The sequence below is a fragment of the Streptomyces sp. A2-16 genome (assembly GCF_018128905.1).
Lineage (GTDB): Bacteria > Actinomycetota > Actinomycetes > Streptomycetales > Streptomycetaceae > Streptomyces.
The window spans coordinates 5,293,427-5,318,958 of record NZ_CP063808.1 but is presented as its reverse complement, the minus strand read 5'-3'; the positions used below and the strand labels follow the sequence as shown (position 1 = coordinate 5,318,958).

Annotated in this window: 24 protein-coding genes; 8 read left to right on the top strand and 16 right to left on the bottom strand. The window is 71.7% G+C overall.

The window, feature by feature from the left end:
- Positions 1-57: 57 nt before the first annotated feature.
- Positions 58-2,655 carry a rifamycin-inactivating phosphotransferase gene (gene rph, locus IOD14_RS23860; protein ID WP_212671474.1) on the bottom strand — a complete coding sequence of 866 codons (2,598 nt, stop codon included), beginning with the start codon at positions 2,653-2,655 and terminating at the stop codon, positions 58-60.
- A gap of 308 nt (positions 2,656-2,963) precedes the next feature.
- Between rph and IOD14_RS23855 the strand changes: the two genes are divergently transcribed.
- Entirely contained in the window at positions 2,964-3,479 is a 516-nt protein-coding gene (locus IOD14_RS23855; protein ID WP_123986851.1) for a MarR family transcriptional regulator, read from the top strand.
- Between the two features lie 8 nt (positions 3,480-3,487).
- Here IOD14_RS23855 and IOD14_RS23850 read toward each other — a convergent pair whose 3' ends face one another.
- From IOD14_RS23850 to IOD14_RS23820, 7 genes are all read right to left on the bottom strand, one after another.
- A complete protein-coding gene (locus IOD14_RS23850; protein WP_249126046.1) occupies positions 3,488-4,666 on the bottom strand; it encodes a PP2C family protein-serine/threonine phosphatase in 1,179 nt (392 codons plus the stop codon).
- Entirely contained in the window at positions 4,653-6,524 is a 1,872-nt protein-coding gene (locus IOD14_RS23845) for a GAF domain-containing SpoIIE family protein phosphatase (RefSeq protein ID WP_212671472.1), read from the bottom strand. Before IOD14_RS23845 ends, IOD14_RS23850 begins: the two co-directional genes overlap by 14 nt.
- Positions 6,508-7,593 carry a SpoIIE family protein phosphatase gene (locus IOD14_RS23840; protein WP_212671471.1) on the bottom strand — a complete coding sequence of 362 codons (1,086 nt, stop codon included), beginning with the start codon at positions 7,591-7,593 and terminating at the stop codon, positions 6,508-6,510. The genes IOD14_RS23845 and IOD14_RS23840 overlap by 17 nt, the downstream gene beginning before the upstream one ends.
- The gene (locus tag IOD14_RS23835; protein ID WP_123992453.1) at positions 7,590-8,033 is read right to left on the bottom strand and encodes an ATP-binding protein; all 444 of its coding nucleotides are present in this window, start codon (positions 8,031-8,033) and stop codon (positions 7,590-7,592) included. The genes IOD14_RS23840 and IOD14_RS23835 overlap by 4 nt, the downstream gene beginning before the upstream one ends.
- The gene (locus IOD14_RS23830; RefSeq protein WP_123986847.1) at positions 8,033-8,458 is read right to left on the bottom strand and encodes an STAS domain-containing protein; all 426 of its coding nucleotides are present in this window, start codon (positions 8,456-8,458) and stop codon (positions 8,033-8,035) included. Before IOD14_RS23830 ends, IOD14_RS23835 begins: the two co-directional genes overlap by 1 nt.
- Complete coding sequence (locus IOD14_RS23825; RefSeq protein ID WP_123986846.1) at positions 8,455-9,354, bottom strand: STAS domain-containing protein; 900 nt, start codon at positions 9,352-9,354, stop codon at positions 8,455-8,457. The genes IOD14_RS23830 and IOD14_RS23825 overlap by 4 nt, the downstream gene beginning before the upstream one ends.
- 119 nt (positions 9,355-9,473) lie before the next feature.
- Positions 9,474-10,646, bottom strand: a complete 1,173-nt coding sequence (locus IOD14_RS23820; protein ID WP_123986845.1) for a PP2C family protein-serine/threonine phosphatase — start codon at positions 10,644-10,646, stop codon at positions 9,474-9,476.
- 197 nt (positions 10,647-10,843) lie between these two features.
- Between IOD14_RS23820 and IOD14_RS23815 the strand changes: the two genes are divergently transcribed.
- The gene (locus IOD14_RS23815) at positions 10,844-11,278 is read left to right on the top strand and encodes a MarR family transcriptional regulator (RefSeq protein WP_123986844.1); all 435 of its coding nucleotides are present in this window, start codon (positions 10,844-10,846) and stop codon (positions 11,276-11,278) included.
- A 310-nt stretch (positions 11,279-11,588) separates the two neighbouring features.
- Here IOD14_RS23815 and IOD14_RS23810 read toward each other — a convergent pair whose 3' ends face one another.
- Together IOD14_RS23810 and IOD14_RS23805 are read right to left on the bottom strand one after the other, a co-directional pair.
- Complete coding sequence (locus tag IOD14_RS23810) at positions 11,589-12,698, bottom strand: hypothetical protein (RefSeq protein WP_212671470.1); 1,110 nt, start codon at positions 12,696-12,698, stop codon at positions 11,589-11,591.
- A 2-nt stretch (positions 12,699-12,700) separates the two neighbouring features.
- Positions 12,701-13,807 carry a hypothetical protein gene (locus IOD14_RS23805; protein WP_212671469.1) on the bottom strand — a complete coding sequence of 369 codons (1,107 nt, stop codon included), beginning with the start codon at positions 13,805-13,807 and terminating at the stop codon, positions 12,701-12,703.
- A 185-nt stretch (positions 13,808-13,992) separates the two neighbouring features.
- Here IOD14_RS23805 and IOD14_RS23800 point away from each other — a divergent pair, with 185 nt between their 5' ends.
- A complete protein-coding gene (locus IOD14_RS23800; protein ID WP_123986841.1) occupies positions 13,993-14,340 on the top strand; it encodes an antibiotic biosynthesis monooxygenase in 348 nt (115 codons plus the stop codon).
- A gap of 54 nt (positions 14,341-14,394) precedes the next feature.
- Here IOD14_RS23800 and IOD14_RS23795 read toward each other — a convergent pair whose 3' ends face one another.
- The 3 genes from IOD14_RS23795 to IOD14_RS23785 form a co-directional block, all read right to left on the bottom strand.
- Positions 14,395-16,686 (bottom strand): FdhF/YdeP family oxidoreductase, encoded by a 2,292-nt coding sequence (locus IOD14_RS23795; RefSeq protein ID WP_212671468.1) that lies wholly within the window; start codon positions 16,684-16,686, stop codon positions 14,395-14,397.
- A gap of 99 nt (positions 16,687-16,785) precedes the next feature.
- The gene (locus IOD14_RS23790; protein ID WP_123986839.1) at positions 16,786-17,406 is read right to left on the bottom strand and encodes an SRPBCC family protein; all 621 of its coding nucleotides are present in this window, start codon (positions 17,404-17,406) and stop codon (positions 16,786-16,788) included.
- Positions 17,407-17,724: 318 nt separating this feature from the next.
- Positions 17,725-18,606 (bottom strand): NAD(P)-dependent oxidoreductase, encoded by an 882-nt coding sequence (locus IOD14_RS23785; RefSeq protein ID WP_212671467.1) that lies wholly within the window; start codon positions 18,604-18,606, stop codon positions 17,725-17,727.
- Between the two features lie 130 nt (positions 18,607-18,736).
- Here IOD14_RS23785 and IOD14_RS23780 point away from each other — a divergent pair, with 130 nt between their 5' ends.
- Positions 18,737-19,333: a TetR/AcrR family transcriptional regulator gene (locus tag IOD14_RS23780; RefSeq protein ID WP_212671466.1), complete on the top strand. Its 597-nt coding sequence runs from the start codon at positions 18,737-18,739 to the stop codon at positions 19,331-19,333.
- 33 nt (positions 19,334-19,366) lie between these two features.
- On the opposite strand, the gene IOD14_RS23775 is transcribed toward IOD14_RS23780, so the two are convergent.
- On the bottom strand, positions 19,367-19,912 hold the full coding sequence (locus IOD14_RS23775; protein ID WP_212671465.1) for a GNAT family N-acetyltransferase: 546 nt from the start codon (positions 19,910-19,912) through the stop codon (positions 19,367-19,369).
- A 28-nt stretch (positions 19,913-19,940) separates the two neighbouring features.
- Positions 19,941-20,231, bottom strand: a complete 291-nt coding sequence (locus tag IOD14_RS23770; RefSeq protein ID WP_249126044.1) for a hypothetical protein — start codon at positions 20,229-20,231, stop codon at positions 19,941-19,943.
- Positions 20,232-20,507: 276 nt separating this feature from the next.
- On the opposite strand from IOD14_RS23770, the gene IOD14_RS23765 reads away from it, so the two are divergent.
- The 4 genes from IOD14_RS23765 to IOD14_RS23750 all read left to right on the top strand — a co-directional run bounded on the left by IOD14_RS23765 (position 20,508) and on the right by IOD14_RS23750 (position 22,731).
- The gene (locus IOD14_RS23765; RefSeq protein WP_123986835.1) at positions 20,508-20,750 is read left to right on the top strand and encodes a DUF5302 domain-containing protein; all 243 of its coding nucleotides are present in this window, start codon (positions 20,508-20,510) and stop codon (positions 20,748-20,750) included.
- A gap of 88 nt (positions 20,751-20,838) precedes the next feature.
- The gene (locus IOD14_RS23760; RefSeq protein WP_123986834.1) at positions 20,839-21,030 is read left to right on the top strand and encodes a hypothetical protein; all 192 of its coding nucleotides are present in this window, start codon (positions 20,839-20,841) and stop codon (positions 21,028-21,030) included.
- Between the two features lie 32 nt (positions 21,031-21,062).
- Positions 21,063-21,941 (top strand): LLM class flavin-dependent oxidoreductase, encoded by an 879-nt coding sequence (locus tag IOD14_RS23755; protein WP_123986833.1) that lies wholly within the window; start codon positions 21,063-21,065, stop codon positions 21,939-21,941.
- Between the two features lie 394 nt (positions 21,942-22,335).
- Positions 22,336-22,731: an acetyl-CoA synthetase gene (locus IOD14_RS23750; protein WP_249126043.1), complete on the top strand. Its 396-nt coding sequence runs from the start codon at positions 22,336-22,338 to the stop codon at positions 22,729-22,731.
- Between the two features lie 46 nt (positions 22,732-22,777).
- On the opposite strand, the gene IOD14_RS23745 is transcribed toward IOD14_RS23750, so the two are convergent.
- On the bottom strand, positions 22,778-25,435 hold the full coding sequence (locus IOD14_RS23745; RefSeq protein ID WP_212671464.1) for a glycosyl hydrolase: 2,658 nt from the start codon (positions 25,433-25,435) through the stop codon (positions 22,778-22,780).
- Between the last annotated feature and the right edge of the window lie 97 nt (positions 25,436-25,532).

Sequence of the window (25,532 nt, the reverse complement as noted above, 5' to 3'; positions counted from 1 at the left end):
TCCCGGCTCCGCCCCGGACGACCGGGGCCCGCTGCCGCGGACCCCGGTGGCGTGCCGTCAGGACAGGATCTCGACGTATCCGTCGGTTCCGTGCACCCGGATCCGCTGCCCGTCACGGATGCGACGGGTGGCCTGCTCCACGCCGACGACGGCGGGCAGGCCGTACTCCCGGGCGATCACCGCGCCGTGGGTCATCAGACCGCCCACCTCCGTCACCAGCCCGGCGACGGCCACGAACAGCGGCGACCAGCTGGGGTCCGTGAAGGGGGTGACCAGGATGTCGCCCGCCTCGAGATCGGCGTCCGCCACGTCGAGGATGACGCGGGCCCGTCCCTCGACGGTCCCGGTGGAGACCGCCAGGCCGATCAGGGCGCCGTCCGGCACGTCGTCGCGGCGGTACGACCCGCTGAGGGCCTCGCCGTCCGAGGTGAGGACCCGGGGCGTGCTGAGCGCCTGGTACGACCGGAACTCCTCCTTGCGCCGCTGGACGAGACGCCCGTCGACCCGCTTCGAGCGCACGACGTCGTGGAACTCCTCGAAGGTGAGGTAGAAGACGTCCTCCCTGTCGGCGAGCACGCCGTCCCGCACGAGGCGGTCGGCCTCCGCCATCAGGGCCTGCTTGTACTCGAAGTAGCGGCTGATGATGCCGTACTTCGGATACTCCCGGTACCCGATGAAGGTGCGGACCCGGTCGATCATGGCCTTGGTCTCGTCGGCCTTCCGCTCCCCGTCCGGCAGGGCCCGCAGGCGTGACAGCACGTCCTGTTCCTTCTTGAGCGCCTCCTCGCGCCCCTGCTCGAAGCGCCGCGCGGCCGCGCCCGGTTCGAAGTTCCTGACGTTGTCGAGGATCACGGGCACGAGCGAGCTGGGGCGCTCGCTCCAACGCGGCCTCGTGATGTCGATCTCGGCGACGCAGCGCATGCCGTACCGGTCGAGGTATCCCTCGACGGCCTCGCGTGCCTCGGCCCCGCCCGGGACCTTCGCCAGTTCGTCGAGGAAGCCGTCGTCCTCGACACCCTCCAGGAACCGGACCACCTCCGGGTACGGGCGGATCACGTCCGCGACGTCGAGCAGTTCCAGCCCCATCTCCGAGGTGATGTTGCCGGGGGCGGACAGCGTCAGCGTGTCAGCCGCGTTCTTCTCGCCGAGCCAATCCTCGAGTTTGTCGTTGAGCCACCACGTGGCCTCCATGCCCGCCATGATCGCCTGGAAGCTCAGCGGATCACCGACGACTCGTTTGTGCTCCTCGAAGGCCTCGGGCAGGAAGTCGAAGAGCGCCGGTCCGCTCTTCGTCCGGATCTCGCGCCGAAGGGCGGCGAGGGACGCCCGGCTGCGTTCGACGAGCTCGGTGACGACGGCCGGATCGGTCGCGATCGGGGCGGGCGGGCCACCGGCCGGCGGCCCGGCGGGCGGCGGGTCCGGGAGCGTGGGGACGAAGTCCTCGCGGTCGAGGACGGTCTCCAGCGCATCCCTGACCAGTGGATCGCCCCTGCCCATGAGGTCCAGCAGGGCGGCGCGGCCGGTGGGGGAGGCAAGGCGCCGGGTGACGTCGACGAACAGCCTGCCGCCCGCCTCGGGCATCGGCACCATGGCCGTGTGCTGCCACATGGAGAGCCCCAGGGGCTTCATGGGGTCGGTCATCATCTGCTGATGGCCGACGGAGACGTAGACGTGAGGCTCCTCGTCACCGCTCTCGGGGACGGGGAACAGAGTCGTGATGGGCCGACTCTGCACGATGTGGAACTCGTCGTCGACCAGGCACCATTCGATGTCCTGCGGGCTCCCGAAGTGCGCCTCGATCCGCCGCCCGAGCCGCGCGAGACGGACGGCCTGCGCATCCGTGAGCGCGGGCTCCTCCTGGCGTCGCGAGTCGATCTCCACGTGCTGGATGCCTCCGTCCGGCAGAGGCTGAACGGCCCGCTGCTTGGCGGAGATCGTCCTGGCGACGATCTCGTCGTCCCGCACCTTGAAGACGTCCGGGTTGACCAGACCGGAGACCAGGGCCTCGCCGAGGCCGAAGCCGGCGTCCACGGTGGTGACCTTCCGGTTGCCCGTGACGGGGTCGGCGGTGAACAGGATGCCGGACGACTGCGGGAAGACCATCCGCTGCACGACCACGGCCATGTGGACCGTGCGGTGGTCGATTCCGGTGCGCCGACGGTAGGTCACGGCCCGTTCGGTGAACAGGGAGGCCCAGCATCGGCTGATGTGCCGGAGGATCTCCGCCGTCCCCACGACGTTCAGGTACGTGTCCTGCTGACCGGCGAAGGAGGCCGTCGGCAGGTCCTCGGCCGTCGCGCTGGACCGGACGGCGCAGGGGGTCCGCTCGCCGAGGCGGGCGAGGGCGTGGGTGATCGCGTCCGCGATGTCGTCCGGGACCGCGATCCCTTCGACGGTCCGCCGGATCTCCGCGCTGAGCGTGCGGATCGCCTCCTGGTCGTCCGGGTTCACGCGCGCGAGCCGGTCGAGCTGTTCGTGGACCGACGGCGTGTGCGCCACGACCCGCCGGAAGGCGTCCGTCGTCACGCAGAAGCCCGCCGGTACACGGATGCCGTCGATGCGCGACAGGCTGCCCAGATGCGCCCCCTTGCCGCCGACGACGGCGGTCCGGTCCTCGTCGATCTCCTGAAGATCCAGCACATATCGCTCGGTCATCGCGACACCCCCGTGGTGACCGCACCGCTTGTCGAGGGGCGCTGCGCACCGTACGTCGACAACAACAAGTCGTTTCCCCATTTCCGCAGGTTGTGGCCTCGGCCGACGATTCTGCGCCGTGCCCCGGGGCTTGCCGCAAGCCCCCCTTCGCGCTATAACTTGAGTAGCGGCAAGGAGATTTCTCTCCTTGCCTTTTCCTTTTGCGTCCTCGGAGACGGGCCATGTGCTTGCCCGACGCCTCATCGGGTACCGCCTTTGCATGAGGGTGGCAATTGCATGGCGAAGGGATCACTGAAAGCGATGGGTGTGTGACTCGTCTCAGCGGCTCGGGGGGCGACCAGTCGAGCGGACCGGGTGACGACCCACATTCCGTCGCACTGGAGATCGCCGATGCCGTGGACGGTCTGGCGACCGTGTGGTCGGTGGCCGCCCAGGGGGCGAGTCTGAGGCTGTCACCGCACCAGTTGAGAGCTCTGCGGATCCTGGAGTCGCGACCGGGGCTCAATCTGACCACCCTGGCGGAGCACATGGAGATAGGGCCTCCGACCGCCAGCCGGCTGTGCGACCGGCTGGAGGCGGCCGGCCTGCTGGAGCGGCTGCTGCATCCGCACCGGCGGCGTGAGGTGCAGCTCGTCCTCACCGGCCGCGGACTGCAGGTGCTGGACGAAGTGGCCGCCCGCAGGTCGCAGGCGCTCGCCGCGGTCCTCGCGGCCATGGAACCCGGTGATCGGGCGGCGCTGAGCGGGGGCCTGCGGGCCTTCCTGACCGCACACGGCGACAGCGGCGAGGGCACCGGTGAGGACACCGGCCTCCCCGGTCGTTGACCGCCGGGTCAGCCCCGGCGGCCGTGCCAGTCGAGGCAGACCACGGCGGCGTCGGACATCAGGTCCTTGCTGCCGTGGTGCTCGATCAGCCCGGCCACGACCGCGCGTGCCGTCTCGTGCGGAGACGCGGAGCGAGTGGCACCGAGGATCTGACGCAGGACCCGCTCGCCGAAGAGGTCGCCCGTCGCGGAGCGGGTGCCGTGGACCCCGCTGCTGACCGCGATGAGTCGGTCACCCGGCTCGACCTGGAACGTCTGTTCCGTGTAGAGGGTCTCCTCGAACATGCCGAGCGGCAACTGGGCCTCCAGCTCGATCCGTTCGGTGGTGCCCCCGCGCTGCCGGAACAGCTGCGGGGAGCCAGCGTCGACGGCGTGCACGACGCCGGTGGCCAGGTCGAAGCGCAGCAGCAGGGTGGAGGCGTACGACTTGCCGCCGTACTGCGCGTACACGGCCTGGTCGGCCAGGCACGCCTGGTCTGCGAGGCCGATGCCGGCGCGGCGGGCGTTGCGCAGGGCACCGACCGTGAGCCCGGCGAGCAGGGAGGCGTCTATGCCGTGCCCCATGCCGTCGGTGACGGTGAGGACGAGATGGTCGGCGCCGGTGGACCAGTCGAAGGTGTCGCCGCCGATGGCGTAGGCGGGTTCGAGGTGGGCGCCGATGGCGTACTCCTCGCGGGCGCAGCCACGGCCGGGCAGGAGCTGCCACTGCATCTCGGCGGCCAGGGTCAGCCGACGGGTGCGGCGGGCCTGGAGGTAGAGGTCGGTGTCGCGGCCGGCGGTGGCGACCTCGTGGCCGAGTGCCGTGGCGAACTCGCCTAGCTGGAGCACGGTGTGCGGGTCGACGGTGCCGGCGGGCAGACGGACGGAGAGCACGCCCAGGCGGTCGCCGCGCACGGTGATGGGCAGATGCGCCAGGTGCCCGGCCGGGTCGTCGAGGACCTCGAGCACCGGGTTCTGGGTGCGGAAGGCGCTGCCGGCGGGCCCGTCCTGGGCGGACACCGGGGGACCGGTGTGCGGCAGGTGGGTCACCGGTTGCAGCACGGCCAGGGCGTAGTCGGCGAGCAGGAGGGTCACCTCCTGAGCGCTCACTCTTTCGGCGAGCAGGCTGCGGGCGACGGCGACCAGTGCGTGCGGCGCGGCCGCACGCAGTCGGGCTTCCGTGGACGGCTGCGGTTCAGGGACCTTCACGAAATCCACCCTCTCGCCTGGTGTCCTTCACGCTACCGCGAGCGGACCGGCTGCCAGGTGGTTCGGAGCCGGCGGGGGACCGGCAGGTCTTTCCGGGGCGATCCCGCGGTGCGGATGCCATGGTGTGGCACAACAGGAGGCAGACGTCGTCGTCCCGTTCGGAGTCGTGCAGCAGGGGCTTGAGCAGGGCGTCCGCGGCGGCGTCGAGGTCCTGTTCCAGCTCCGGGGTGCTCAACGCCGCCAGGGCGCGGCCCAGACGCCCGATCCCGGGGTCGATGCCCTGCCCCCGGCGCTCGACCAGGCCGTCGGTGTACAGCAGCAGCGACGAACCTGCGGGCAGGTCGGCCCGGTGATCGGTGTACACGTAGGGCAGCGGGATGCCCAGCATCACGCCGGGCTTGGCGTCCAGGACCCGTACGGCGCCCTCGCCGGTGCGCACGACGGCGGGCGGATGCCCGGCCGAGGACCAGAGCACCTCCGGTTCGCCCGGGCGGAAGCGGGCGATCAGGGCGGTGGCGTACAGCTCCGGCTGGAGGTGGCCGAGCATGCGGTGCAGGCGCGTGAGGATCTCGCCGGGAGTGGCGTTCTCGACGGCGTAGGCGCGCAGGGCCGTGCGCAACTGGCCCATGACGACGGCGGCGTGCAGTCCGTGGCCGGTGACGTCCCCTATGACGGCCAGCAGGCTGCCGTCGGGCTGGAGGAAGGCGTCGTACCAGTCGCCGCCGATGTTCATGCCCCAGGTGGCGGGAAGGTAGCGGGCGGCGAGCAACAGGCCGGGTGTGGTGGGCAGTTCGGTGAGCTGGGCGCGCTGCAGGGCTTCGGCGGTGTTGCGGGACTGCCGGTAGCGGTGGGCGTGGTCCAGCGCGACGCCGACGCGGCGCGCGAGTTCGACGAGCATCACGGAGGTGTCCTCGTCGAAGCGGGGGCCGGGGGCGGTGAGGGTGAGGACGCCCAACAGGCGCTGGGCGACGAGCGGGACGGCCAGCAGCGGTCGCCCCGGGGACAGGGCGGAGGGCGGCAGGTCGTCGACGCCGGGGAGGCGGCCGGGGTGGGCCGCGGCGTGCTGGGGACGACCCGTGCGGGCGGCGGTCACGGCGGCGGCCGAGTGCTGCCGGACGCGGTGCTCGCGCTCGTCGTCGTGCCACTCGTGTTCCTCGTACTCCTCCTCGTCGAAGAGCCAGACGTCGAGCTGCTCCGCGTAGTCGGGCACCAGCATGTCGGAGAGGCGGCGCAGGATGGCCGTATGGCTGAGGGAGGAGGTGATGGCGGCGCTGGCGTCGCCGAGGAAGGTCAGCAGGCGCCTGGCGCGTTCCGCCTCGGCGCGCGCGGTCCGCTCGGCGTCGAGGAGTTCGCGCTGAGCGTGCGCCGCGGCCTCCAGGTCGGCATGCAGCGCCAGAACGCCCTGGTTCGTCTGATGCAGTTCCTCCCGGTGCAGCCGGACCAGGCCCTCCTGGTCGTCCAGGTGGCTCAGCAGCGCTGCGGTGGTCTCGTCGGCCCGCAGCAGGGCCTCGGGCAGTGAGCCGGCGGCGCGGCGGGTGGTGCGGGTGGGCCGGTGTGCCAAGGGGCAGGCCGGCAACGGCGTTTCGTCCTGCGGGCCCGGCTCGTCCTCGCCGGCCGGGCTCAACGCGGCCTCGAGCCGGCCGCCTTGCCCGGTGGCGAACGGCCGGACGTGGAGCCGGAGTTCGAACGCCGCGCCGAGGCTGAGGCGATGGCGCAGCCGTGCTGTCAGCGCCGTCAGGAAGCGGGCCCGCTCCAGGGCCGGTGCGCCGCCGTCCGCGGCGATGCGGTCGGCGGCGGCGCGGGCCCGGGCGGCGTCGGCGGCCGACGCGATCTTCCAGACGTCAGGGCGTGCGGTCATACGGGTCCGTCCGGTGGTCAGGGGCCAGTACGGCCACACTGGCGTCGTCGCGCAGGGGCCGGGCGGCGCTGCCGGCGTCCCTGAGGACGACCGCGGCCACCACGGCCGGATCGTGGGCGCCGAGCCGGTCATCGGTGGGGGGCACCCAGCGACTGGGCAGGCCGTCGCTGTGCAGGACGAGCAGACTGTCCCGCGTCCATGCGGTCTCGCTCAGGGGCACGGTGGCGGGGAAGTGGGCTCCGACGATGCCCGGGTGGGAGATCAGGGGCCGCCACGCGCCGTCGGTGCGCAGCCGGGCGCCGATGTTGCCGACCCCGGCGAACGAGAGCCGGTCGGTGTCCTCGTCCAGCTGCGCGACGCCGACGGCCGCACCGCGCGTGGTCCGCAGCGCGGCGTGCAGGTGCTTCAGGATCTCGGCAGGCGGCAGATCGGCGCACCGGCGCAGCTCCGCCACGGCGGCCGTGGACGCATCGGCGGCCTTCTCCCCGTGGCCCAGCCCGTCCACGAGCATCAGTGTCACGCGTGGACCGCAGCGGACCCGGCTGAAGGCGTCTCCGGAGTGCTCGGCATGGGCGAGGGCGGTGGTGATGCCTCCGGCCCGGGCGCCTGTGCGCGAGCGTTGGGCTCGCGGGTGCGGGCCGCCGGGCGCCCGTGTCGGGAGGATGCGCGCCACCGCGACGGTGCCGCTGCCCGGACGGCTGTGCAGGTCGAACTCGCCCGACACGCGCCGACAGGTGCCAAGACCCGCGCCCAGGGAGGAGGCGGCGGTCGTGTGGCCGTCCCGCATCGCCACCGGGACGTTGTCGATGCCCGGACCGTGGTCGAGTGCGACGATCTGCACACAGGGCACGTCCTCGGCGCACGTGTCGGCGGGGGCGGCCAGGTTGACGACCACACGGCCGCCGCCGGCGTGCTTGACGAGGTTGGTGCCCAACTCGGTGGCCACCAGCGCCGCGACCGCCGTGGAGTGCGCGTCCAACTGCGCGTGGGCGCAGGCGGCCTCGGCTGCGACGCGTACGTCCCGGACCCGGGTGCTGTCCTGCACCGGGATGTCCCACACCCTGCTCAAGACGCACCCGTGCGGGGCGCGGGCAGGCCGGAGACCCAGTCGGTGACGGTGACGGTGGTGCCCTGGCCGGGTCGGCTGTCGAGGGTGAACTCCTTGACGAGCCGCTTGGACCCGCTCAGCCCCATGCCCAGGCCGCCGCCGGTGGTGTACCCGTCGGTCATGGCGAGCTCGACGTCCCGGATGCCGGGACCCGTGTCGACGAAGGTCAGCCGCAGTCCCCGGTGGGGGCCTTCGGCCAGCACCGTCAACTCCATGTGGCCGCCGCCACCGTGCACGAGGGCGTTGCGGGCCAGTTCGCTGGCCGCGGTCACCAGTTTCGTCTGCTGGACCAGGTTGAAGCCGAGGTCGGCCGCGCTCTGGCGCACTTGTTGTCGTACCCGGGCCAGATCGGCGTCCGAGCCGATGGGCAGGCGGGTGGTCGAGATGATGGGGGCATGCATCATGCACCCTCTTCCGGGTGAGCGGTCGGAGCGGGCGAGGGTGCGCGGCCCAGCAGGGACAGGGCCTTCTCGACGTTCAGAGCCGTCTCCAGGCCGGGCAGGGTGAGCCCCAGCTCGACCAGGGTGATGGCCACGGCCGGACGCATGCCGGCCAGGGCGGTCCGTGCGGCGAGCAGGCGGGCGCTCGCGGCGATCTCGGCCAGGATGCGGCCGAGGAAGGAGTCGACGATCTCCACCCCGGAGATGTCGATCACGACACCGCCCACCGGCACCGGACTGGACGCGATCCGCTGGGGGATGTCGTGCTGGAGCTGTTCGGCCGCCTCGTCGTGGAGCTCTCCCTGCAGGGTGACCAGCAGGACGTCGCCCAGCGCCAAGACCGGCACCGGACCCGGGCCGGAGGGCGAGGTGACGAGGCCGGTCACCGCGGGCTCGCCGCCGCGACCGCGCGTGGGGAGACGACGATGCCCTGCTGGGTGAGCGCGTAGGCCAGCGCGTCGGCGAGGCCGGCCCGCGTGATGATCGACCCGAGGTCGATGCCGAGGTGGACGATGGTCTGCGCGATGGCGGGACGGATCCCGGAGACGATGCACTCCGCGCCCATCAGCCGGGCCGCGGCCACCGTCTTCATCAGGTGCTGGGCCACGAGCGAGTCCACGGTCGGCACGCCGGTGATGTCGAGGATCGCGTACGCGGCCCGCTGGTCCACGATGGCTTCGAGGAGGCTCTCCATCACGACCTGGCTGCGGGCGCTGTCCAGGGTGCCGATCAACGGTACGGCGACCACGCCGTCCCAGAGCTTGATGACCGGGGTGGCCACCTCCAGCAGTTGCTGGCGCTGCCGGGCGATGAGCTCCTCGCCGGCGCTCACGGTCGTCTCCATGATCACCAGACGCAGCGTGGCCGTCAGGACCGCCAGCGCCTGTTCGCACGCGTCGGCGCGCACGTCGTCGCCGGCGTCCCGCAACTCGGCCCGCAGCAGTGCGGTCACCGGCTCGCGCAGGCCCGCCACCTCGCCGGCGATCTGCACCGGTGTGAACCCGGCCCGGGCCCGGGCCGCGGCCATCCGCCCGAGCTGGTCCCTGACGGTGCCGAAGCCCGGCGCCTCGACATCCTCCAGCCGTCCGGAGCGGGCCACGTCGGCCAGGGCGTCCACCACCGCCTTGCACGCCTCGACGGCCTCGTCCCGGGAGACGGTGAAGACCGTACGGAACAGGGCGGCGTCCGCCCAGCGCTGGGCGATCTGCTCACGGCGCCGCTCCAGGAAGGCGGCCAGTTCCTTCGCCGTCCCGGGGGCCGTGTCGTGCTCCGCCACCTGCATCGTCTCCCTGCCTGCCAGGCCGTACGGCCTGGCGGGGCGGCCAGGCCATGTGGCAATTATTGCCGCATGGCAAACGTTAACGCGAGCCTGTACGGCGAACAACATGCCCCCGCCGCCGGTCAGTCGAACTGCGGCCTGCCGTGCCAGTCCAGGCACACGATCAGCGCGTCGTCGGCAGGCAGGGTTTCGCCGCGGTGGCCCGTCAGTTCCCGCAGGATGGCGCGCGGCACCTCGGCGGCGGGCAGCAGGCGAGTGGCGTGGATGGCCCGGGCGAGAGCCGCTTCCCCGTACGCCTCACCCCGGGGAGAGGCCACGGCATGGACTCCGTCGCTGACGAACACGAGCCGGTCGCCGGGCTCGGCGTGGAAGTCCTGCGCGATGTAGTCGGTCTCCTCGAACATGCCCAACGGGAGCTGGGCGTCGAAGTCGACGCGCTCCACGGACCCGTCGCGCAACCGCAGCAGCTGCGGGGACCCGGCGTCCACGACGCTCGCCCGGCCGGTGGCCAGGTCGAAGTCGAACATCAGGACCGACAGGTAGCAGCGCCCCCGGTAGTGGGCGTAGACGGCCTGGTCGGCCAGGGCCGCCTGATCGGCGATGGACAGTCCGGCGCGCCGGGCGTTGCGCAGTGCGTTGATGGCCAGGTTCGTCAGCAGGGAGGCCTCTATGCCCTCGCCCATGCCGTTGGTGACGTACAGCATCAGGTGGTCGGCGGTGGCGGACCAGTCGAAGTTGTCGCCGAAGATCGCGTAGGCCGGCTCCAGTTGGGCCCCCAGCTCATACTCGGGGCGGGAGCAGGCGCGGCCGGGCAGCAGCTGCCACTGCATCTCGGCGGCCAGGGTCAGCCGGTCCTTGCGCCGCGCCTGGAGGTACACGTCGGTGTCGCGCTCGGCCACGATCACCTCGTGCCCCAGGACGTCGGCGATGGCGGCGAGTTCGGGCTCCCAGCGCTGCGCCGCGTCACCGTCGGACAGGGTGATCGACAGCACGCCGAGCCGGTCGCCCCGCACACTGACCGGCAGGTGCAGACGCGTCCGTCCGTTCCGGCCCTCCTCGCGGTACGGCTTCTGCGAACCGAAGGCCCGTCCCGCGGGACTGTTGTGCACCGACACCGGATCGAGGGTGTGCGGCAGCACCGACACCGGCTGGAGCACGCTCAGGCCGTAGTCGGCCATGAACAGCTCCACGTCCGTTGCGCCGTACTGCTCGATCAGCACGGCGCGGGCGGCGTCGAGCAACTCGTGGGGGGCCGCTGTGCGCAGAGCGCGTTCAGCGGCCAAAAATCTCTTCATGATGGAAAAACACCTGTCCTTCGCCGTACGGCTGACGGGTCTCACTCATGCGGCCGGCTCGTCGGCAGGCCGCTTCGACCATTCCGGTCCTGTGTGTCAGTGCGCGCGCCTAGTACGCTGACAGGCACCCAAGTGCCTGCGAGAGTGTGATCGTGACTGCCTTCCGTCGCCGCTCAGAGCCCGATGAGGTCGCGCGCGTGACCACCACGGCCGTCGAGCTGCTGGAGGTCGTGTGGGGCCGGGCCTCGACCGCGCCCACCTCCGCGTCGCAGCTTCGGGTGCTGCACATCCTCGAACACCACGACGGCATCAACCTGCGCACCCTCGCCGAGTCCCTCGCCTCGACCCCGCCCTCCACCAGCCGGCTGTGCGACCGGCTGGTCGCGGCCGGCTTCGTCGAGCGGGGCGTCAGCGATGAGAACAGACGCGAGGTGCGGCTGCATCTCAGTGGCCCGGGCCGTGCCTTCCTCGTCGACCTGCGCGCTCGCAGGGAGAGGGAGTTGCGGACCGTGCTGGCGGACATGCCCGCCGCCAAGCGGGTCGCGCTGCTGGAGGGACTGGAGGCGTTCTGCGCCGCCGCGGCCACGCAGATACACGACGACGCCGCGGATTCCCGCAGCCGGACCGCCTGAACCGCCGATCGCGCGGTCGGCGTTCTCGTCACCTCACGACATGGGTGACCAGCACACGGAGTGGTCTCCGTCCACCGGAGCATTCCAGGTCCTTCCCCGTACGTCCGACGCGGTTACTCTGTTGCGTGCGGGTTTTGTTGTCAAACGGCAACAGTGCGTCTGACACCCTTACCCGGACTCGGTTACCCCGTGTCGGCGCGTTCTTCGGTGGGTGTGCGGTATGTCTCTCGAACGAGGGAAACCGCGCATGGGCGGAGCGATCCGGGGAAAAAGGGCACGCCTTTCTGTGTCCCTGCTGCTGGCTGCCCCTTCAGCCGAAGTGCAGCGTGCGTGGGGCGAAGGTGCCTTCGGGGCCGTCGGCGCGGCCGACCGACCACACCTCCTGCGTGCCGGGTACGGGTGCCAGCCGCAGGGTCCGGGAGTCCCCCTCGCCTGCCACTGCCGGTTCGCTGTACTCGGTGAAGGACTGTCCGCTCCAGGCGAGGAAGTCGGGCCCTGGGACGAGTGGGGGAGTGCCGCCGGGCGGGCCCCACTTCTGCGAGCGGGCCAGCGAGACCCAGGCCAGTTCGCCCGAACCGGTGGGTGCGAGCGAGTCCACCGAACCGAAGTCGGCCGGCACGGTCACCCGGCTCCACGTCTGTCCGTCGTAGCGGAGCAGCAGCGGCGGTATCGGCCGGCCGGGGGGACCGCCGACGAACCCGGCCGTGCCGCCCGCCCAGACCTCGGTCGGTGAGACCGCCAGCACACTGCCCACGGCCGACCGCGGGAAGCCGTCCACGATCGTCTGCTGCCACGCCTGCCCGTTCCAATGGGACACGGCCGCACCGGAGCCTGTGGCGCCCGCGGCCCAGACGTCGTCGGCCGCCCTGATGTGCAGCCCGTACACGGAGCCCGGCGGCACGGGCACGTCCTGCCAGCCGCTTCCGTCCCGGCGCAGCAGTGACTGTGCGCCGTCCCGCGAGCCGATGAGCCAGGTCTCACCGCCACCGGCGACGACCTTGGTCAGCACGACCCCGCGTGGCGGCCGGCTCTCGGACCAGGCGAGGCCGTCGAAGCGCAGCAGTCGGGCCCCGCCGGCCGCGTCGCGGCCCACCGCCCAGACCGCGGTCGGTGACGTGGCGGCGATGGACAGCAGCTCGCCCTGCCAGCCGATCCCGGACAGGCTCTGACGCTGCCACGCCGTGCCGTCCCAGCGCAGCACCAGCGGGAAGCCCGGCGCCTCACGGCCGACGGCGTCGGCACCCACCGCCCAGGCCCGGTCCGGGCCGAACGCCACGGCCTCGTTCAGCGCGGCCTGCGGGCGTGTCCTGTCCGGGACCGGAACGTGCTGCCAGGTCAGGGGTTCCGCCGCGGCCGAGCTCATGACGGTGACGAGGGTGATGACGACGGCGAGGGCCGCGACGAGAAGTCTCCGTGCCATGGTCAGCCTCCCAGCCGCTCACTCATCAGGTTCGGCTTCGATCCGTAGATCTCGGCGGTGCCGAAGGACAGCAGCGCGGACCCGGCCCTGGCCAGCGCACGCGGCTTGACGTCGATCGCGTTCGTGCGCTCCGGGCCGTAGGAGAAGGTGGTGCGAGGGCCGTCCACCCGCGCGTACTTCGACTGGAACGCGCGGTCGCTCCGTACCGGCAGCCACAGTGCCCCGTCCGGGCCGCGCACCATGGCCTCGGTGGAGGTGTCGCCCGCCAGCGGTGGGTGGGTGGTGCGCCAGGTGCGTCCGTCGAAGGCCAGTAGGTAGGTGCGGGCCACGCCGTCGGTGTACTGGCTGCCGCCGATGGTCACCCGGCCGGACGGTTCGGGCAGGAGTGTGTGCACATTGCTGTCCGGCGGCAGGGGCACCTTCGCGTCCCGCCACGCCGTGCCGTCCCAGCGCAGGACGGCGGCCCCGGTGTTCGTGTCCGCCCAGGCCCAGGCGTCCGTGGCGGTGCGTGCGGTGACACCCATCAGGTACAGCACACCGTCCGGGGCGGCCTGTTCGGTCCAGCCGGAACCGTCGTGGCGCAGCACCTTCAGGCCGGTGTCGTCCTCGCCGACCACCCAGGCCGCGCCCGGTACGGCGGTGAAGTCCTGGTAGGTCCACAGGGTCCGCGGCAGCGGGACGGCGCTCCACCCGCCCGCCGATCGGCGCAGGATCTCGCCCTCGCCCGCCCGGTTGTGGAAGATCCACACCTCGGTGCCGACGAACTGCACCTTGCCGAGCCAGCCGGGCTCACCGGCGCCGGGGAAGGTGGTGTCCCGGCTCCACGCCGTGCCGTTCCACCGGTACAGCATCGGCCGCAGTCCGTCGGTGGCCTGCTCGTAGCCGGTCGCCCACGCCTCCTTCGGCCCGCTGGCGGCGAGGTCGGACACGGTCACGGGCGGGGCGGCCGCCAGTACCGCGAGGGCCGACCAACCCGGAGCCACGGCCTCATGCGGCGCCCCGGCCACGTGCGGCGTCACGGCAGCGGCCGGTGGCACCACCGCGGCCGGCGACACCACCGAGGCGCACGCGATGACCAGGCAGACGACGACCGCACGGAGACCGTTCACGAGACCCCCCAGAACGCGACGGTCGCACAGGCTATTGGCCTTCACGGACCCGTGGACAGGCGGCATCCGGCCGATCGTGGCCCCTGGGAGCACAGTTCATCCGCCGGACCGGAGGGTTGTGGGTTCCGCCCGGGGCAGGAGATCGTTCGAGGCGATACTGCCGGTGCCGTCCCTCGGAGGACCCCGTGACCGAGCCCGCGCCCGCGTCGCTGCCCGACCCGCCCTATTACGCGGTGGTGTTCACCGCCGTGCGGACCGCCGGCGACAACGGCTACGGGGAGATGGACGAGCGGTTGTTCCGACTCGCCGCCGACCAGCCCGGATTCCTCGGCGTCGACGCCGCTCGCCGTGCCGACGGCCTGGGGATCACGGTGTCGTACTGGCGGGACGAGGAGTCGATCGCCGCGTGGCGCAATCACGCGGAGCACGCCCTGGCCCGTGCCCACGGACGCGAGCACTGGTACGCGTCGTTCTCGCTCCACGTGGCCAAGGTGGAGCGCGCCTACTGCTTCACCCGCGCGGACGACGCCTGACCGCCCGCGACGGGTACGGGCCCGCGGCCGCCCGCGCGAGCCCGTTGCGCCCGGTCAGGCGGGAGTCGGCTCCAGGCGGACGACGATGCCCTTCGACGTCGGCTGGTTGCTGATGTCGGCGACGCTGTCCAGCGGCACCAGGACGTTGGTCTCCGGATAGTAGGCGGCGGCGGAACCCGGCGCGGTCGGGTAGGGGACCACCTCGAAGTTCGCGGCGCGGCGCTCGGTGCCGTCCGACCAGACACTCACGAGGTCGACCCGGTCGCCCCGGGCGAGGCCGAGTCCGGAGAGATCGGCCGGATTGACCAGTACGACGTGACGGCTGCCGTGGATGCCGCGGTAGCGGTCGTTGAGCGTGTAGGGGATGGTGTTCCACTGGTCGTGCGAGCGCAGGGTCTGCAGCAGCAGATGGCCCTCGGGGGCCTTCGGGACCACCGGCTCGTTGCGGGTGAACATGGCTTTGCCCGTCGCGGTGTTGAAGACACCCTCGTTGACGGGGTTGGGCAGCTGGAAGCCGCCGGGGCGTGACACCCGCGCGTTGAAGTCGTGGAATCCCGGCACGATGCGGGAGATGCGGTCACGGATCGTGCCGTAGTCCCCTTCGAACGTGTCCCAGGGGATGTCGGGTTTGCCGTCGAGGGTGCGCCGGGCCAGCCGGCACAGGATCGCGACCTCGCTGAGCAGCAGGGAGGATGCCGGTTCGAGGCGGCCTGTGGAGGTGTGCACCTCGCTCATGGAGTTCTCCACCGTGACGAACTGCTCGCCGTCCGCCTGGACATCGCGTTCGGTACGGCCGAGCGTCGGCAGGATCAGTGCCGTGTCACCGCAGACGGTGTGCGAGCGGTTCAGCTTGGTGGAGATGTGGGCGGTCAGCCGGCACGAGCGCATCGCCTCCTCGGTGACCTCGCTGTCGGGAGCGGCGCGTACGAAGTTGCCGGCCAGGGCGAGGAACACCTTGACGCGGCCCTCGCGCATCGCCCGGATCGCGTTCACCGAGTCGAGTCCGTGCGGGCGGGGTGGATCGAAGCCGAACTCCTTCTGGAGCGCGTCGAGAAACGAGTCGGGCATCTGCTCCCAGATGCCCATGGTGCGGTCGCCCTGCACATTGCTGTGCCCGCGCACCGGGCAGGCGCCGGCGCCCGCGCGACCGAGGTTGCCGCGCAGCATCAGGAAGTTGACGATCTCCCGGACGGTGGGCACGCCGTGCTTGTGCTGGGTGATGCCCATCGCCCAGCACACGATGACGCGTTCGCTGCGCAGGACCTCGTCGCGGACCTTCTCGATCTCCTCGCGGGTCAGTCCCGTCGCCGCGCGCACGTCGTCCCAGTCGGCGGTGCGGGCGTGCCGGGCGAACTCCTCGAAGCCGCTCGTGTGGGCGTCGATGAAGTCGTGGTCCAGGACGGTGCCGGGCCGGGCGTCCTCGGCCTCCAGCAGCAGGAGGTTGAGGGCCTGGAAGAGCGCGAGGTCGCCGCCGGGCTTGATGTGCAGGAAGCGGTCTGCGATCTGGGTGCCGCGGCCGATGATCCCGCGCGGATTCTGCGGGTTCTTGAACCGGCGCAGGCCGGCCTCGGGCAGCGGGTTGACCGCCACGATGCGGGCGCCGTTGCGTTTGGCCTCCTCCAGGGCGGAGAGCTGGCGCGGATGGTTGGTGCCGGGGTTCTGCCCGACCAGGAAGATCAGGTCGGCGTGGTGGAGGTCGTCGAGGCTGACGGTGCCCTTGCCGGTGCCGAGCGTCTCGCTCAGGGCGAAGCCGCTGGACTCGTGGCACATGTTGCTGCAGTCGGGCAGGTTGTTCGTGCCGAAGGCGCGGGCGAAGAGCTGGAGGACGAAGGCGGCCTCGTTGCTCGCCCGGCCTGAGGTGTAGAAGACGGCCTCGTCGGGGGAGGCGAGCGAGGTGAGTTCCTGTGCCAGTACGCCCAGGGCGTCGTTCCAGCCGATGGGCTCGTAGTGGTCGGAGCCCGGTCGCTTGATCATGGGTTCGGTGAGTCGGCCCTGCTGGTTCAGCCACATGTCGGAGCGCCCGGCGAGCTCGGAGACGCTGTGCTCACGGAAGAAGTCGGCGGTGATGCGCCGTTTCGTGGCCTCGTCGTTGATGTGTTTGGCACCGTTCTCGCAGTACTCGTTGCGATGGCGTTTTCCCGGGGCCGGATCCGCCCAGGCGCAGCCGGGACAGTCGATCCCGCCCACCTGGTTCATGGTCAGCAGGTCCACCCCGGTCGTGCGCACGGACGTCTGCTCCAGGGAGTACTCCAGCGCGTGCACGACCGCGGGGACCCCGGCCGCCCACTTCTTCGGTGGTGTCACCGAGAGGGTGGTCTCCGGCTCCTCGCCGGGCGGGTTCTGCATCGCATCGCCTTTCTCTTGCCGAGCCTCGTGCCGAGCCTTTGCCTGGCCTCGTGCCGCGACCTGCGGCGCGCCGGTTCGCCGCCGCGTGCGGTACGCGGGTCAGCCGACGGGCCACTGGGCCACACGGCTCCTCGGCGGTTCCGGGTGGTCGTGCTGGACTCGGCCGTTGCGGATGGTGCCGCGCCAGGCCCCGCCCTCCTGCCCCATCCCCTCGATGAACCGCTTGAAGTTCTCGAGCTCGCGGCGCACCATCCGGGCCGTCACCTGCGCGACCCGGGAGGAGCCGGTGAGCCGTCTCGTGGCTCCGCGCGGCTCCAGCAGCATCCGCACGGTGAGGGCCGTGCCGCCCGACTCCGTCGGCCTGAACTCCACCTCGCCCTGGTGCGAGGGGCGCTGCTCCAGACCGCGCCAGGCCAGGTAGGCGTCGGGGTCCTGCTCCACGATCTCCACCGCGAAGCGGCGGCGCAGGGGTCCGTAGCCGATGGTCCAGTCGGTGACGGTGGGTCTGACCTGTTCGACGCCGTGCACCACACTCGAGAACCGGGGGAAGGTCTTGAACTGGGTCCACTGGTTGTACGCCGTCCGCACCGGCACCGCGATCTCGACCGTCTCCTCGATGTGCTGCCCGCGCAGCGGCCTGCGGCGCGTGACGCCGTCGCCGTCGGGGCGCATCCCCGGCGTGTTCGGCACGGCCTGCTGCGAGTCGTGTTCGCGCGCCATCGTCGCCTCTCCTCCGGTGAGCGAGCCGGGCCCTCGTGCTCCCGGGGCCCTCTCTCGTGTGTCGGGACCTGCCTTCCCGGTTCCCACATCACGGTCTTCGAGTCGCCCGAATGCGCCGGGGTGCTGTCCGGGAGGGGGCCCGGCGTGCGGGGCTCACGTGGCTCGGGGCCGAGCCTCTGGCCGCGCGGCCGTGTCGGCGTTCGGAGCGGCCGTGTCGGCGTTCGGCGCGGTCGGTGAGTGCGGTCCGCTCACGACGCGCGGCCTCGACCGCACGGGACCCGGCACCGGCGAGGGCCGCCCCCGTGGTCGGCGTCCCGCCTAGGGCGCACATCCGTACGTCCGGCTCTCCAGGGCGTGCAGCACGGCCACCATGTCCTCGTCGCCGTGGCCCTGCTCGACGGCCTCGCCGTACAGGGCGTGGCAGGCGTCGAGGAGCGGGGAGGCCAGGTCGGCCTTGCGGGCGGCCTCGGCGATCAGACGGTTGTTCTCCAGGACGTTGGTGGCGGTCGCCTGCACGGTGAAGTCTCGGGCCAGCAGCTTGGCTCCCTTCACCCTTGAGACGGCACTGGCCATCGGGCCCGCGTCCAGGACCTCCCGGAGCAGGCGTCGGTCGAGTCCGTACCGGTCGGCGAAATGGAACGCCTCGGTGAGCCCGGTGACGAGGGTGATCAGGAAGAGGTTCACCGAGAACTTCATCAGCAGCGCGCCGGGGACCGCCCCGCAGTCGAACGTCTCCCGGCACATGGGGGCCAGCAGGGGCCGTAACGCCGCGACGGCCTCTGGGTCACCGGCGGTCATCCCCACCAGTTCGCCCTGCTCGGCGGGGATGCGGGAACCGGAGACGGGAGCCTCGACGTACCGACCGCCGGCCGCCCGGACGGCATCCTGCAGACCGGCCGAGTACTCGGCCGAGGTCGTGCCCATGTGGACGACGGTCCGTCCGGCGACGAGGCCGGTGAAGCGCGGGGTGCCGCGTTCCAGCACGGCGTCCACGGCGGCCTCGTCGACGAGCATGAGGAACACGGTCCCGGCCCGCTCGAAGACCTCGGCCGGGCTCGCGGCGACCTCGGCTCCGGCGGCGCGCAGGGGTTCGCACCGGTCAGGGGTGCGGTTCCACACGGCGAGAGGTGTGCCGGCCCGGGCGAGGCGGAGGGCCATGGGCTGCCCCATGGTTCCCAGTCCGATAAATCCCACGTACACAAGGCACCGCCGTTTCCGGCTCATGCCGAGGCCGAGCCGTTGCCGCCCACTATGACAGCGGTCATAGTAAACGCGACTATGACGGCGGTCATAGAGTGTGCCCCGCATACACCTGACGTGGAGGTCGGCGATGGCGGTGTCCGAGAGGGGAGCGCGGGAGCGGATGGTCTTCAGCGCCGCTCAGCTGATCCGGCGCGACGGGGTCGCCGCCACCGGCATGCGCGAGGTCGCCGCCCATGCCGGGGCGCCGCGCGGTTCGCTCCAGCACTACTTTCCCGGCGGCAAGGAGCAACTGGTCAACGAGGCGGTGGCGTGGGCGGGCCGCTACGCGGGAAACCGGGTCGCCCGTTTCCTGGCCGCCCTGCCCGAACCGACGCCGAGCGGGTTGTTCGCCCAGATGGTGCGCCAGTGGACCGACGAGTACGAGCAGGCCGGGTTCGCCGGTGGCTGTCCCGTCGCGGCCGCCACGGTGGACTGGGCGGAGTCGACGGCGTCCACGCGCGTGGCCGCGGCGGAGGCCTTCGCCGGCTGGACGGGTCCGGTGGCCGGGGCGCTGGCGGACATGGGCGTGCCCGCGGAACGAGCCGGTGCGCTGGCCACCCTCATGGTCAGCGCGCTGGAAGGGGCGATCCTCATGGCCCGCGCGGAGCGCGACACCCGCCCGCTGTCGACCGTGGCCCGCGAACTCGGCCCCCTCCTGGACGCGGCGGTGGTGAAGGAGGGCTGAGCGGTCGCCTCCCCGCGCGTTCGTCCGAGTTCACTAACGCGGTGCGACCGGCGACCACTCACCCATCCACTGCTCGGCATCCCACTGCTCGAACCGGCACACCTCGGTGAACCCCAGCTTTGCCGCGAGGCGCATCGACGGGGCGTTGGCCGTCTGTGTGCACAGCACCACGGGCACTCCGGGAAGGGCGTCGGCGAACCATTCGAGCGCTGCCGCGCACGCCTCGGCGGCGTATCCGCGTCCCCACGCCTGCGGCAGGAACAGGTAGCCGAGTTCGGCCTCACCGGCATCCGGACGCACATGACCGCGACGCTCGGCGTCACGCCCCTTGAGCTCGACGATGCCGATCATCGCCCCGTCGAGCTCGACCACGAAGAAGCCGGGGCGCCGCCCTGGTGTCTCCGGCACCGCCCTCTCGAGCTCGGCACGCGGTCGAGGTCCGCCCAGGTAGGTGTGCACCTCCGGTGAGGCGAACAACTCGATGAACGCGTCACGGTCGCCGGCCTCGGACTCGCGCAGCACGAGCCGCTCCGTCCTGATCGGGGCAAGTGGCCAGGCGAAGCTCCCCAGTTCGGTCATGGCGGCAAACTACCGTGCGCCGCTGACCTCACCCTTGATGGTCGACGAAGGCGTCCAGGCGGCTGACTTTCCGACGGAGTTCGCGGGCGTTCCCCGGTGACATGGCCTGTATCGCGGCATCGAGGAGAGCGCGGGCCTCGAAGGGGTCGCCGCAGCAGTCCCAGTGCGTGTCGCCCTGCTCGAAGTCGAGCCACAGCCGACGCTCGGGGAGGTGGACGTACTCCCTCCACAGACGCAGAGCCGTGCCGACGTCTCCTGGCCCCAGATAGTTGCGAGTGCGTTCGAGGCGGACGATCTCGGACAGCGCACGCGCGGACAAGCCGTCGATGACCGGCGTCGCTTTCGATGTCCGGCAGCCGGGAGCACCGGCCCGGACGCGTCCTGGCCGTCTACGCGGCATGGACCTTTCGGTTCGTCGTCATGCCCACATCCTGCCAGGATCTCGAAGCGTGTCGAACGGTTTTGCCCCGCACGGTCCGCACGGCCTGCACGGAGCAGCCGCCCGCAGTGCGGGATGCACAGACGGTAATCGGCGCCGGTACCGTGCCCGGCATGACAAGCTGGGCTTCCCATTGCCCGAACCCAGGAGGTCACGATGACCGCAGAAGCTGCGTCCCCGGAAGGTTCGGAGCCGGCTGCGCCCGAGACGTCCGCGCTCGCGCCCGACAGCGACGGCAACTACGACCTCAAGCGCAAGTTCCGCGAGGCCCTGGAACGCAAGCGCGGTGCACAGGCTGACGCGGCCGATCTTGCCGCCAACGCCAATGGGTCGAAGATCCGCGGGGCGCACGGCCCGGCCTCGAGCCAGCGTTCGTTCCGACGCAAGAGCGGGGGCTGAGCCGTACGGCCGTAGCCGAGCCGGCCGGCTTGCTCGAACGCGGTCCGGGCGGGGCACATGCGTGTCCTCGCCCGGACAGGGTCCCGCCGTGCAGCGCGTGGTCGCCATGGACGGGACAGCCGACGACGAAGTGCTTCCCTCGGCGCGCGTGAACGCGGCCCTCGACCGTCCGCGCCACCACGACGTCCACTACCGCCTCGTGCTCGACATCTCCGACCTGAACCGAGCGGGGGCCTGCCGAAGTGGCCGAACTCCCGTGCCCGCCAGGACACACCGTTGATCGAATTGTCACCGCCGCATAGGTTCCGGCGTATGACGAACGTACGGATCGGTGTGATGTACGACCGCGACTGGGCCCCTGAGCAACTGCCCGGGTTCGCGCGGCAGGCCGAGGCGCTCGGCGTGGACGACCTGTGGGTGGTGGAGGACCTCGGCTGGAACGGCGGGGTGTCTGCGGCGGCCGTCGCCCTCGGAGCCACGGAACGCGTCAGGGTCGGCATCGGCATCGCCCCCGCCCCGCTGCGCAGCCCGGCGCTCCTGGCGATGGAACTGGCCACGCTGGCACGGGTGTTCCCAGGCCGTCTGGTGGCCGGGATCGGGCACGGTGTGCAGGAGTGGATGGCCCAGGTGGGCGCCGCGGCCCGATCTCCGCTGGCCCTGCTGGAGGAGACGATCACGTCCGTACGCGCGCTGCTGCGCGGAGAACGGGTGGAGCTGGACGGCCGTGAAATCCGCCTGGACGGTGTCGAGTTGACGCATCCCCCGGCCGAGGTCCCGCCGGTCGTCGCGGGCGTGGTGCGCCCTCGTTCCCTGGAACTGTCCGGACGGGTCGCGGACGGCACCGTGATCACGGAGGGACACGGCCCGCGCGACCTGGAGAACGCCCGTGCGCTGATCGGCAAGGGTGGTGCCGCGTCCGACCACGCCCTGATGGTCTTCGCCTTCGCCTGCGTCGGTGACGACCCCGACGAGGTCGCCCGGGCCCTGCACCCGCACATCGAGGGTCACGGCGCCTGGCTCGGCCGCCCGCCCCACGAGGTGTTCACCGTCTCGGGCCCGGCCTCGCAGGCCGCCGGGCACATCCAAGAGCTCGCGACGGCCGGCGCGGACACGGTCGTCCTGCGCATCGCCGGTCCGGAGCCGCTGCGGCAGCTGAAGGCCGTACTGGAGGCGGTGGGGCGACGGAACTGACGTCCGGGGATCGGGTCGGCGGGGTTGGGGGAGGCGGGGCCGCGAGGCCGGGGGAGACGAGACCGAGGGTAGGCGGGGCGGCGGGGCGGCGGGTGTGCGGCCAGGGGCCGACGGACGGTCTGCGCAGCGGGGGCACGCCCAGTGCCCGACCGGCAGAAGCCGGTGCCACGGACGGCACGCGTCCACCTTCGCCCGGCGGGCGCCGTGGGGCATGCTGGTGTGCGTGGGAGCCGGGCCGGGAGGTGCGCGGATGCGATGGTGGGCCGGTGGGTGGGTGACGGTAGGGGTGGTGGTCCTGGTGGCGTGCGGAGGGTCGTCGGGAGGACCGTCCGAGGGCGGTTCCGGCACCCCGACCACCGGTGCGCCGACCTTCTCCACGCCTGGTGCGTCGCACGTGAGCCCGACCGGCCCGAGTCGGTCCGGATCGGCCTCCACGCCCTCCTCCTCGGAGAGCTGTGCCACCGGGCAGGTCGAGCTCACCGTGTCACCCGATGATCCGGTCCGGCAGCGGATGTGTGTGCGGCCCGGGACCGTGGTGTCGCTCGTCCTGCGCCCCCGCACGGACGGCAGGCGTTGGACCGCCGTACGCAGTTCCGCGCCGGCCTTCGTCGTGCCGTCCGGATGGCAGGTGGGTGCGGACGGCACCGCGAGGGCCTCGCTGCGGTGCGCGGGCACCAGGGGTGGTGCCGCCGACATCACCGTCCTGGCGAAGGAGCCGGACCTGGCGGGCGTGGGCCGTGCTGCCTTCACGCTGCAGGTGAACTTGGTGCCGCATACGACGGCGGGGTGACCCCGGAAACCGGGATCACCCCTTTCAGTGCGACGTGGGTGCCGTCTCAGTCGCAGTCCCGCACCTTGATGGTGTAGATGCCGCGTCCGTGGGTGGCCGCGTACAGGGTGCTGCCGTCGGGGCTCAGCTTCAGCTGGAGCACGGCGACGGCCGGGAGGGAGCCGACGCGCTGCCAGCTGGTGCGGCCGGGCGCCCGATAGACGACGCCGAGGTCGGTGGCGACGGCGAGGCCGCCGTTCGGTGTGACGACCGCGGAGTCGGCCGGCACGTCGGGGAAGTTCTTGGAGATGTCCTTCCAGGTGGTGCCGCCGTTCGTGGACTCGAAGACATGGCCGACGCCGGCGCCCGGTCCCTCGGTCCACTGCCGGGAGAAGCCGTTGACCGTGAGGAAGACGTGGTCGGCGTTCTTCGGGTCGATGGCGAAGCCGCTGAGGTAGCGGTTGGGCACGGTCCCGTTCGCGCCGCTGGCCGGCAGGGCGATGTCGTGCCAGCCGGTGCCGTCCGCGTTGCCGACGGAGATGCCGCGGGCGAAGCCCTGGTTGTTGCAGGGCCCGCACCATGCCGCGTACACCTTGCCGCCCGAGGCAGCGACGGCGGTCGCGGTGCGGCCGGCGCCGAGGTCGTACACGCTCTTCCACTCGTCACCGCTGCGGATGGCGTAGCCGTGGGTCTGCACCCAGATGTGACGGCCGCCGGCGATCCAGGTGGAGCTGTTCTTGGCGTCGGCGGCGAGCGGGGCGATGAAGCGTGCCTCGCTGGTGGCGTTGTCGGCCGGGGCGACGTTGTACGACGTGGCCTTGCTCGCGTCGGTGATCCAACTGCCGTCGTTGACCGCGCAGTTCTGGGTCACCTGGATGGAGAGGTAGACGTACTCCTCGGCGATGTTGCAGCCGTTGGCGGGGTCGGTGAGGGTGTCGCCGCCGTCGCCGCCGAAGTTGGAGCCCATCACCTTGTCGTTGCTGCGCAGGATCGACTGGCCGTTGTCCTGCAGGCCGCCGGTGACGGAGACGCTGCCGTGGGCGAGGTCCTTGCCGATGCCGACCGAGTAGTACTGCAGGGTGTCGATGGTGCCGTCGTTCAGCGAGGTCCAGTCGGTGGCGTGACCGGAGGAGTCCTGGGTTCCGTCGACGGGGCGCTTGTAGACGCCTCCGTCGTTGCCGACGTAGACGAAGCTCTTGCCGTGGTAGCTGCCGATCGCGACGCCGTGCTGGTCGGAGTGGGTGGTGGGGTTGCAGTCACCGGTCTGCTTGGCCGGGTCGATGCTCCAGCAGGAGAAGCCGAAGTTCCAGTACGGGCCGACGGCCGACCAGCTGGTGCCGCCGTCCTTGCTCTCGTAGACCTCCTCCAGGCCCGCGTAGACGTGCTCGGGGTCGGCCGGGTCGACGGTGAGGAACTGGTTGTACCAGGCCTGCACGCCGGGCATGTAGCCGGGTGAGGTCAGGGCCGAGCCGTCGGCTGCCAGGCCCTGGTAGTCGGCGATCTTCGTCCAGGGGCCGCTGGGAGAGCCCGACTTGGAGACGTAGATGCCCTCCAGGCCGCTGTCCGGATTGGTGTTCAGCTGCTCGGGCGACTGGTCGATGGCGTAGTAGCGGGAGCCGTCGGCGGAGCGGGCGAAGGTGACGCTGCCGACGTCGTCCGCGTCGGTCGGCAGGTCGCCGAAGCCGCTGCTGATGCGGGTCCAGGCGCCCTTGGAGTCCTTGGTGTAGAAGCCGTTGTAGTCGTCACCGCTGCGCCAGCCGACCGCGAGCACCACCTTGGAGGGGTTCTTCGGGTCGATGGCGATGTCGTTGGTGATGTTCTTGTACGCGGCGTCCGGGTCGTCGGCCTTCGGACCACCGGGCAGATAGTCGGGGTTGGGCGCGTACTCCAGTTTCCAGGCGCCGCTGAGCTTCTTCGTGGAGTGGCTCCACACGCCCTCGCTGGTCGCCGCCCACACCTTGCCGCCGCCGAAGCGCAGCTCGTGGATGGTGGTCGATTCCAGTTCGTCGCCGCCGACCCTGCTGCGCGTGGAGAAGGTGCCGTGGTGCGGGTCGGAAAGGAGGTAGACGCCGCTGCCGAGGTAGGCGTCCGCGTTGGTCGTCGCCTCGCCGGTGCCCAGCCACAGCCGTCCGCCGCCGTCGAGTGCGAGCGCACCGGTGGACTGCGCGGGGAGCCGGTCGCTGATGGGCTGCCAGTGCCCGCCGCCGCTGCGGGAGCGCCACACGCCGCCGCCCGCGCTGCCCGCGTACACGTATCCGTCGTCATCGGCGGCCATCGCGGCCATCCGGCCGGTGACCCGGCCCGAGCCGCCGCTGGAGTTGGAGTCGATGTCGCGGTAGCGCGCGTCGTCGGAGTCGTACGGCAGATCGGTGATGTTGCGCCAACTGCCTCCGGTGCGCGGCAGCTTGCTGAGACTGGTCCACGCGGCGCCGTATGCGCCGGGGGCGACGATGCCGGGCGAGGTGCGGGCCTCCGCGTACTGGTCCGCGCCCTCGGCTATCTCGTCGGCCTCGTTGCCGTCGTCGCCGTCGTCCTCTTTCACCTTGGGGCTCATCGTGCCCACCGACTGCTGCCGCTCGGCGGCGAGTCGGGCGAGCGTGCGGGCCCCGAAGGGGCTGCCGCTGTGCGGGCCGGGCGCCGCGCTCGCGGGAATCGCGACGAGTCCGGCGGTTGCGGTGATGGCGCAGAGGGTGAGCCATCGTCTTCTACGGGTTGGTGCCGACACCAGGTTCTCCCAAAGGGCGGTGATACAGCCGTCGTTGGAGACCCGACCACGAGGGGGACAGGGCGTCCGGGGGTTTGGCAAGTCTTTGACCGGAACC

Bases quoted from the DNA above. Each gene is read 5' to 3' on its own strand.
- rph (WP_212671474.1), bottom strand. From the start codon at position 2,655: ATGACCGAGCGATATGTGCTGGATCTTCAGGAGATCGACGAGGACCGG.
- IOD14_RS23845 (WP_212671472.1), bottom strand. From the start codon at position 6,524: ATGACCGCACGCCCTGACGTCTGGAAGATCGCGTCGGCCGCCGACGCC.
- IOD14_RS23835 (WP_123992453.1), bottom strand. From the start codon at position 8,033: ATGCATGCCCCCATCATCTCGACCACCCGCCTGCCCATCGGCTCGGAC.
- IOD14_RS23825 (WP_123986846.1), bottom strand. From the start codon at position 9,354: ATGCAGGTGGCGGAGCACGACACGGCCCCCGGGACGGCGAAGGAACTG.
- IOD14_RS23820 (WP_123986845.1), bottom strand. From the start codon at position 10,646: ATGAAGAGATTTTTGGCCGCTGAACGCGCTCTGCGCACAGCGGCCCCC.
- IOD14_RS23810 (WP_212671470.1), bottom strand. From the start codon at position 12,698: ATGGCACGGAGACTTCTCGTCGCGGCCCTCGCCGTCGTCATCACCCTC.
- IOD14_RS23795 (WP_212671468.1), bottom strand. From the start codon at position 16,686: ATGCAGAACCCGCCCGGCGAGGAGCCGGAGACCACCCTCTCGGTGACA.
- IOD14_RS23790 (WP_123986839.1), bottom strand. From the start codon at position 17,406: ATGGCGCGCGAACACGACTCGCAGCAGGCCGTGCCGAACACGCCGGGG.
- IOD14_RS23780 (WP_212671466.1), top strand. From the start codon at position 18,737: ATGGCGGTGTCCGAGAGGGGAGCGCGGGAGCGGATGGTCTTCAGCGCC.
- IOD14_RS23775 (WP_212671465.1), bottom strand. From the start codon at position 19,912: ATGACCGAACTGGGGAGCTTCGCCTGGCCACTTGCCCCGATCAGGACG.
- IOD14_RS23765 (WP_123986835.1), top strand. From the start codon at position 20,508: ATGACCGCAGAAGCTGCGTCCCCGGAAGGTTCGGAGCCGGCTGCGCCC.
- IOD14_RS23755 (WP_123986833.1), top strand. From the start codon at position 21,063: ATGACGAACGTACGGATCGGTGTGATGTACGACCGCGACTGGGCCCCT.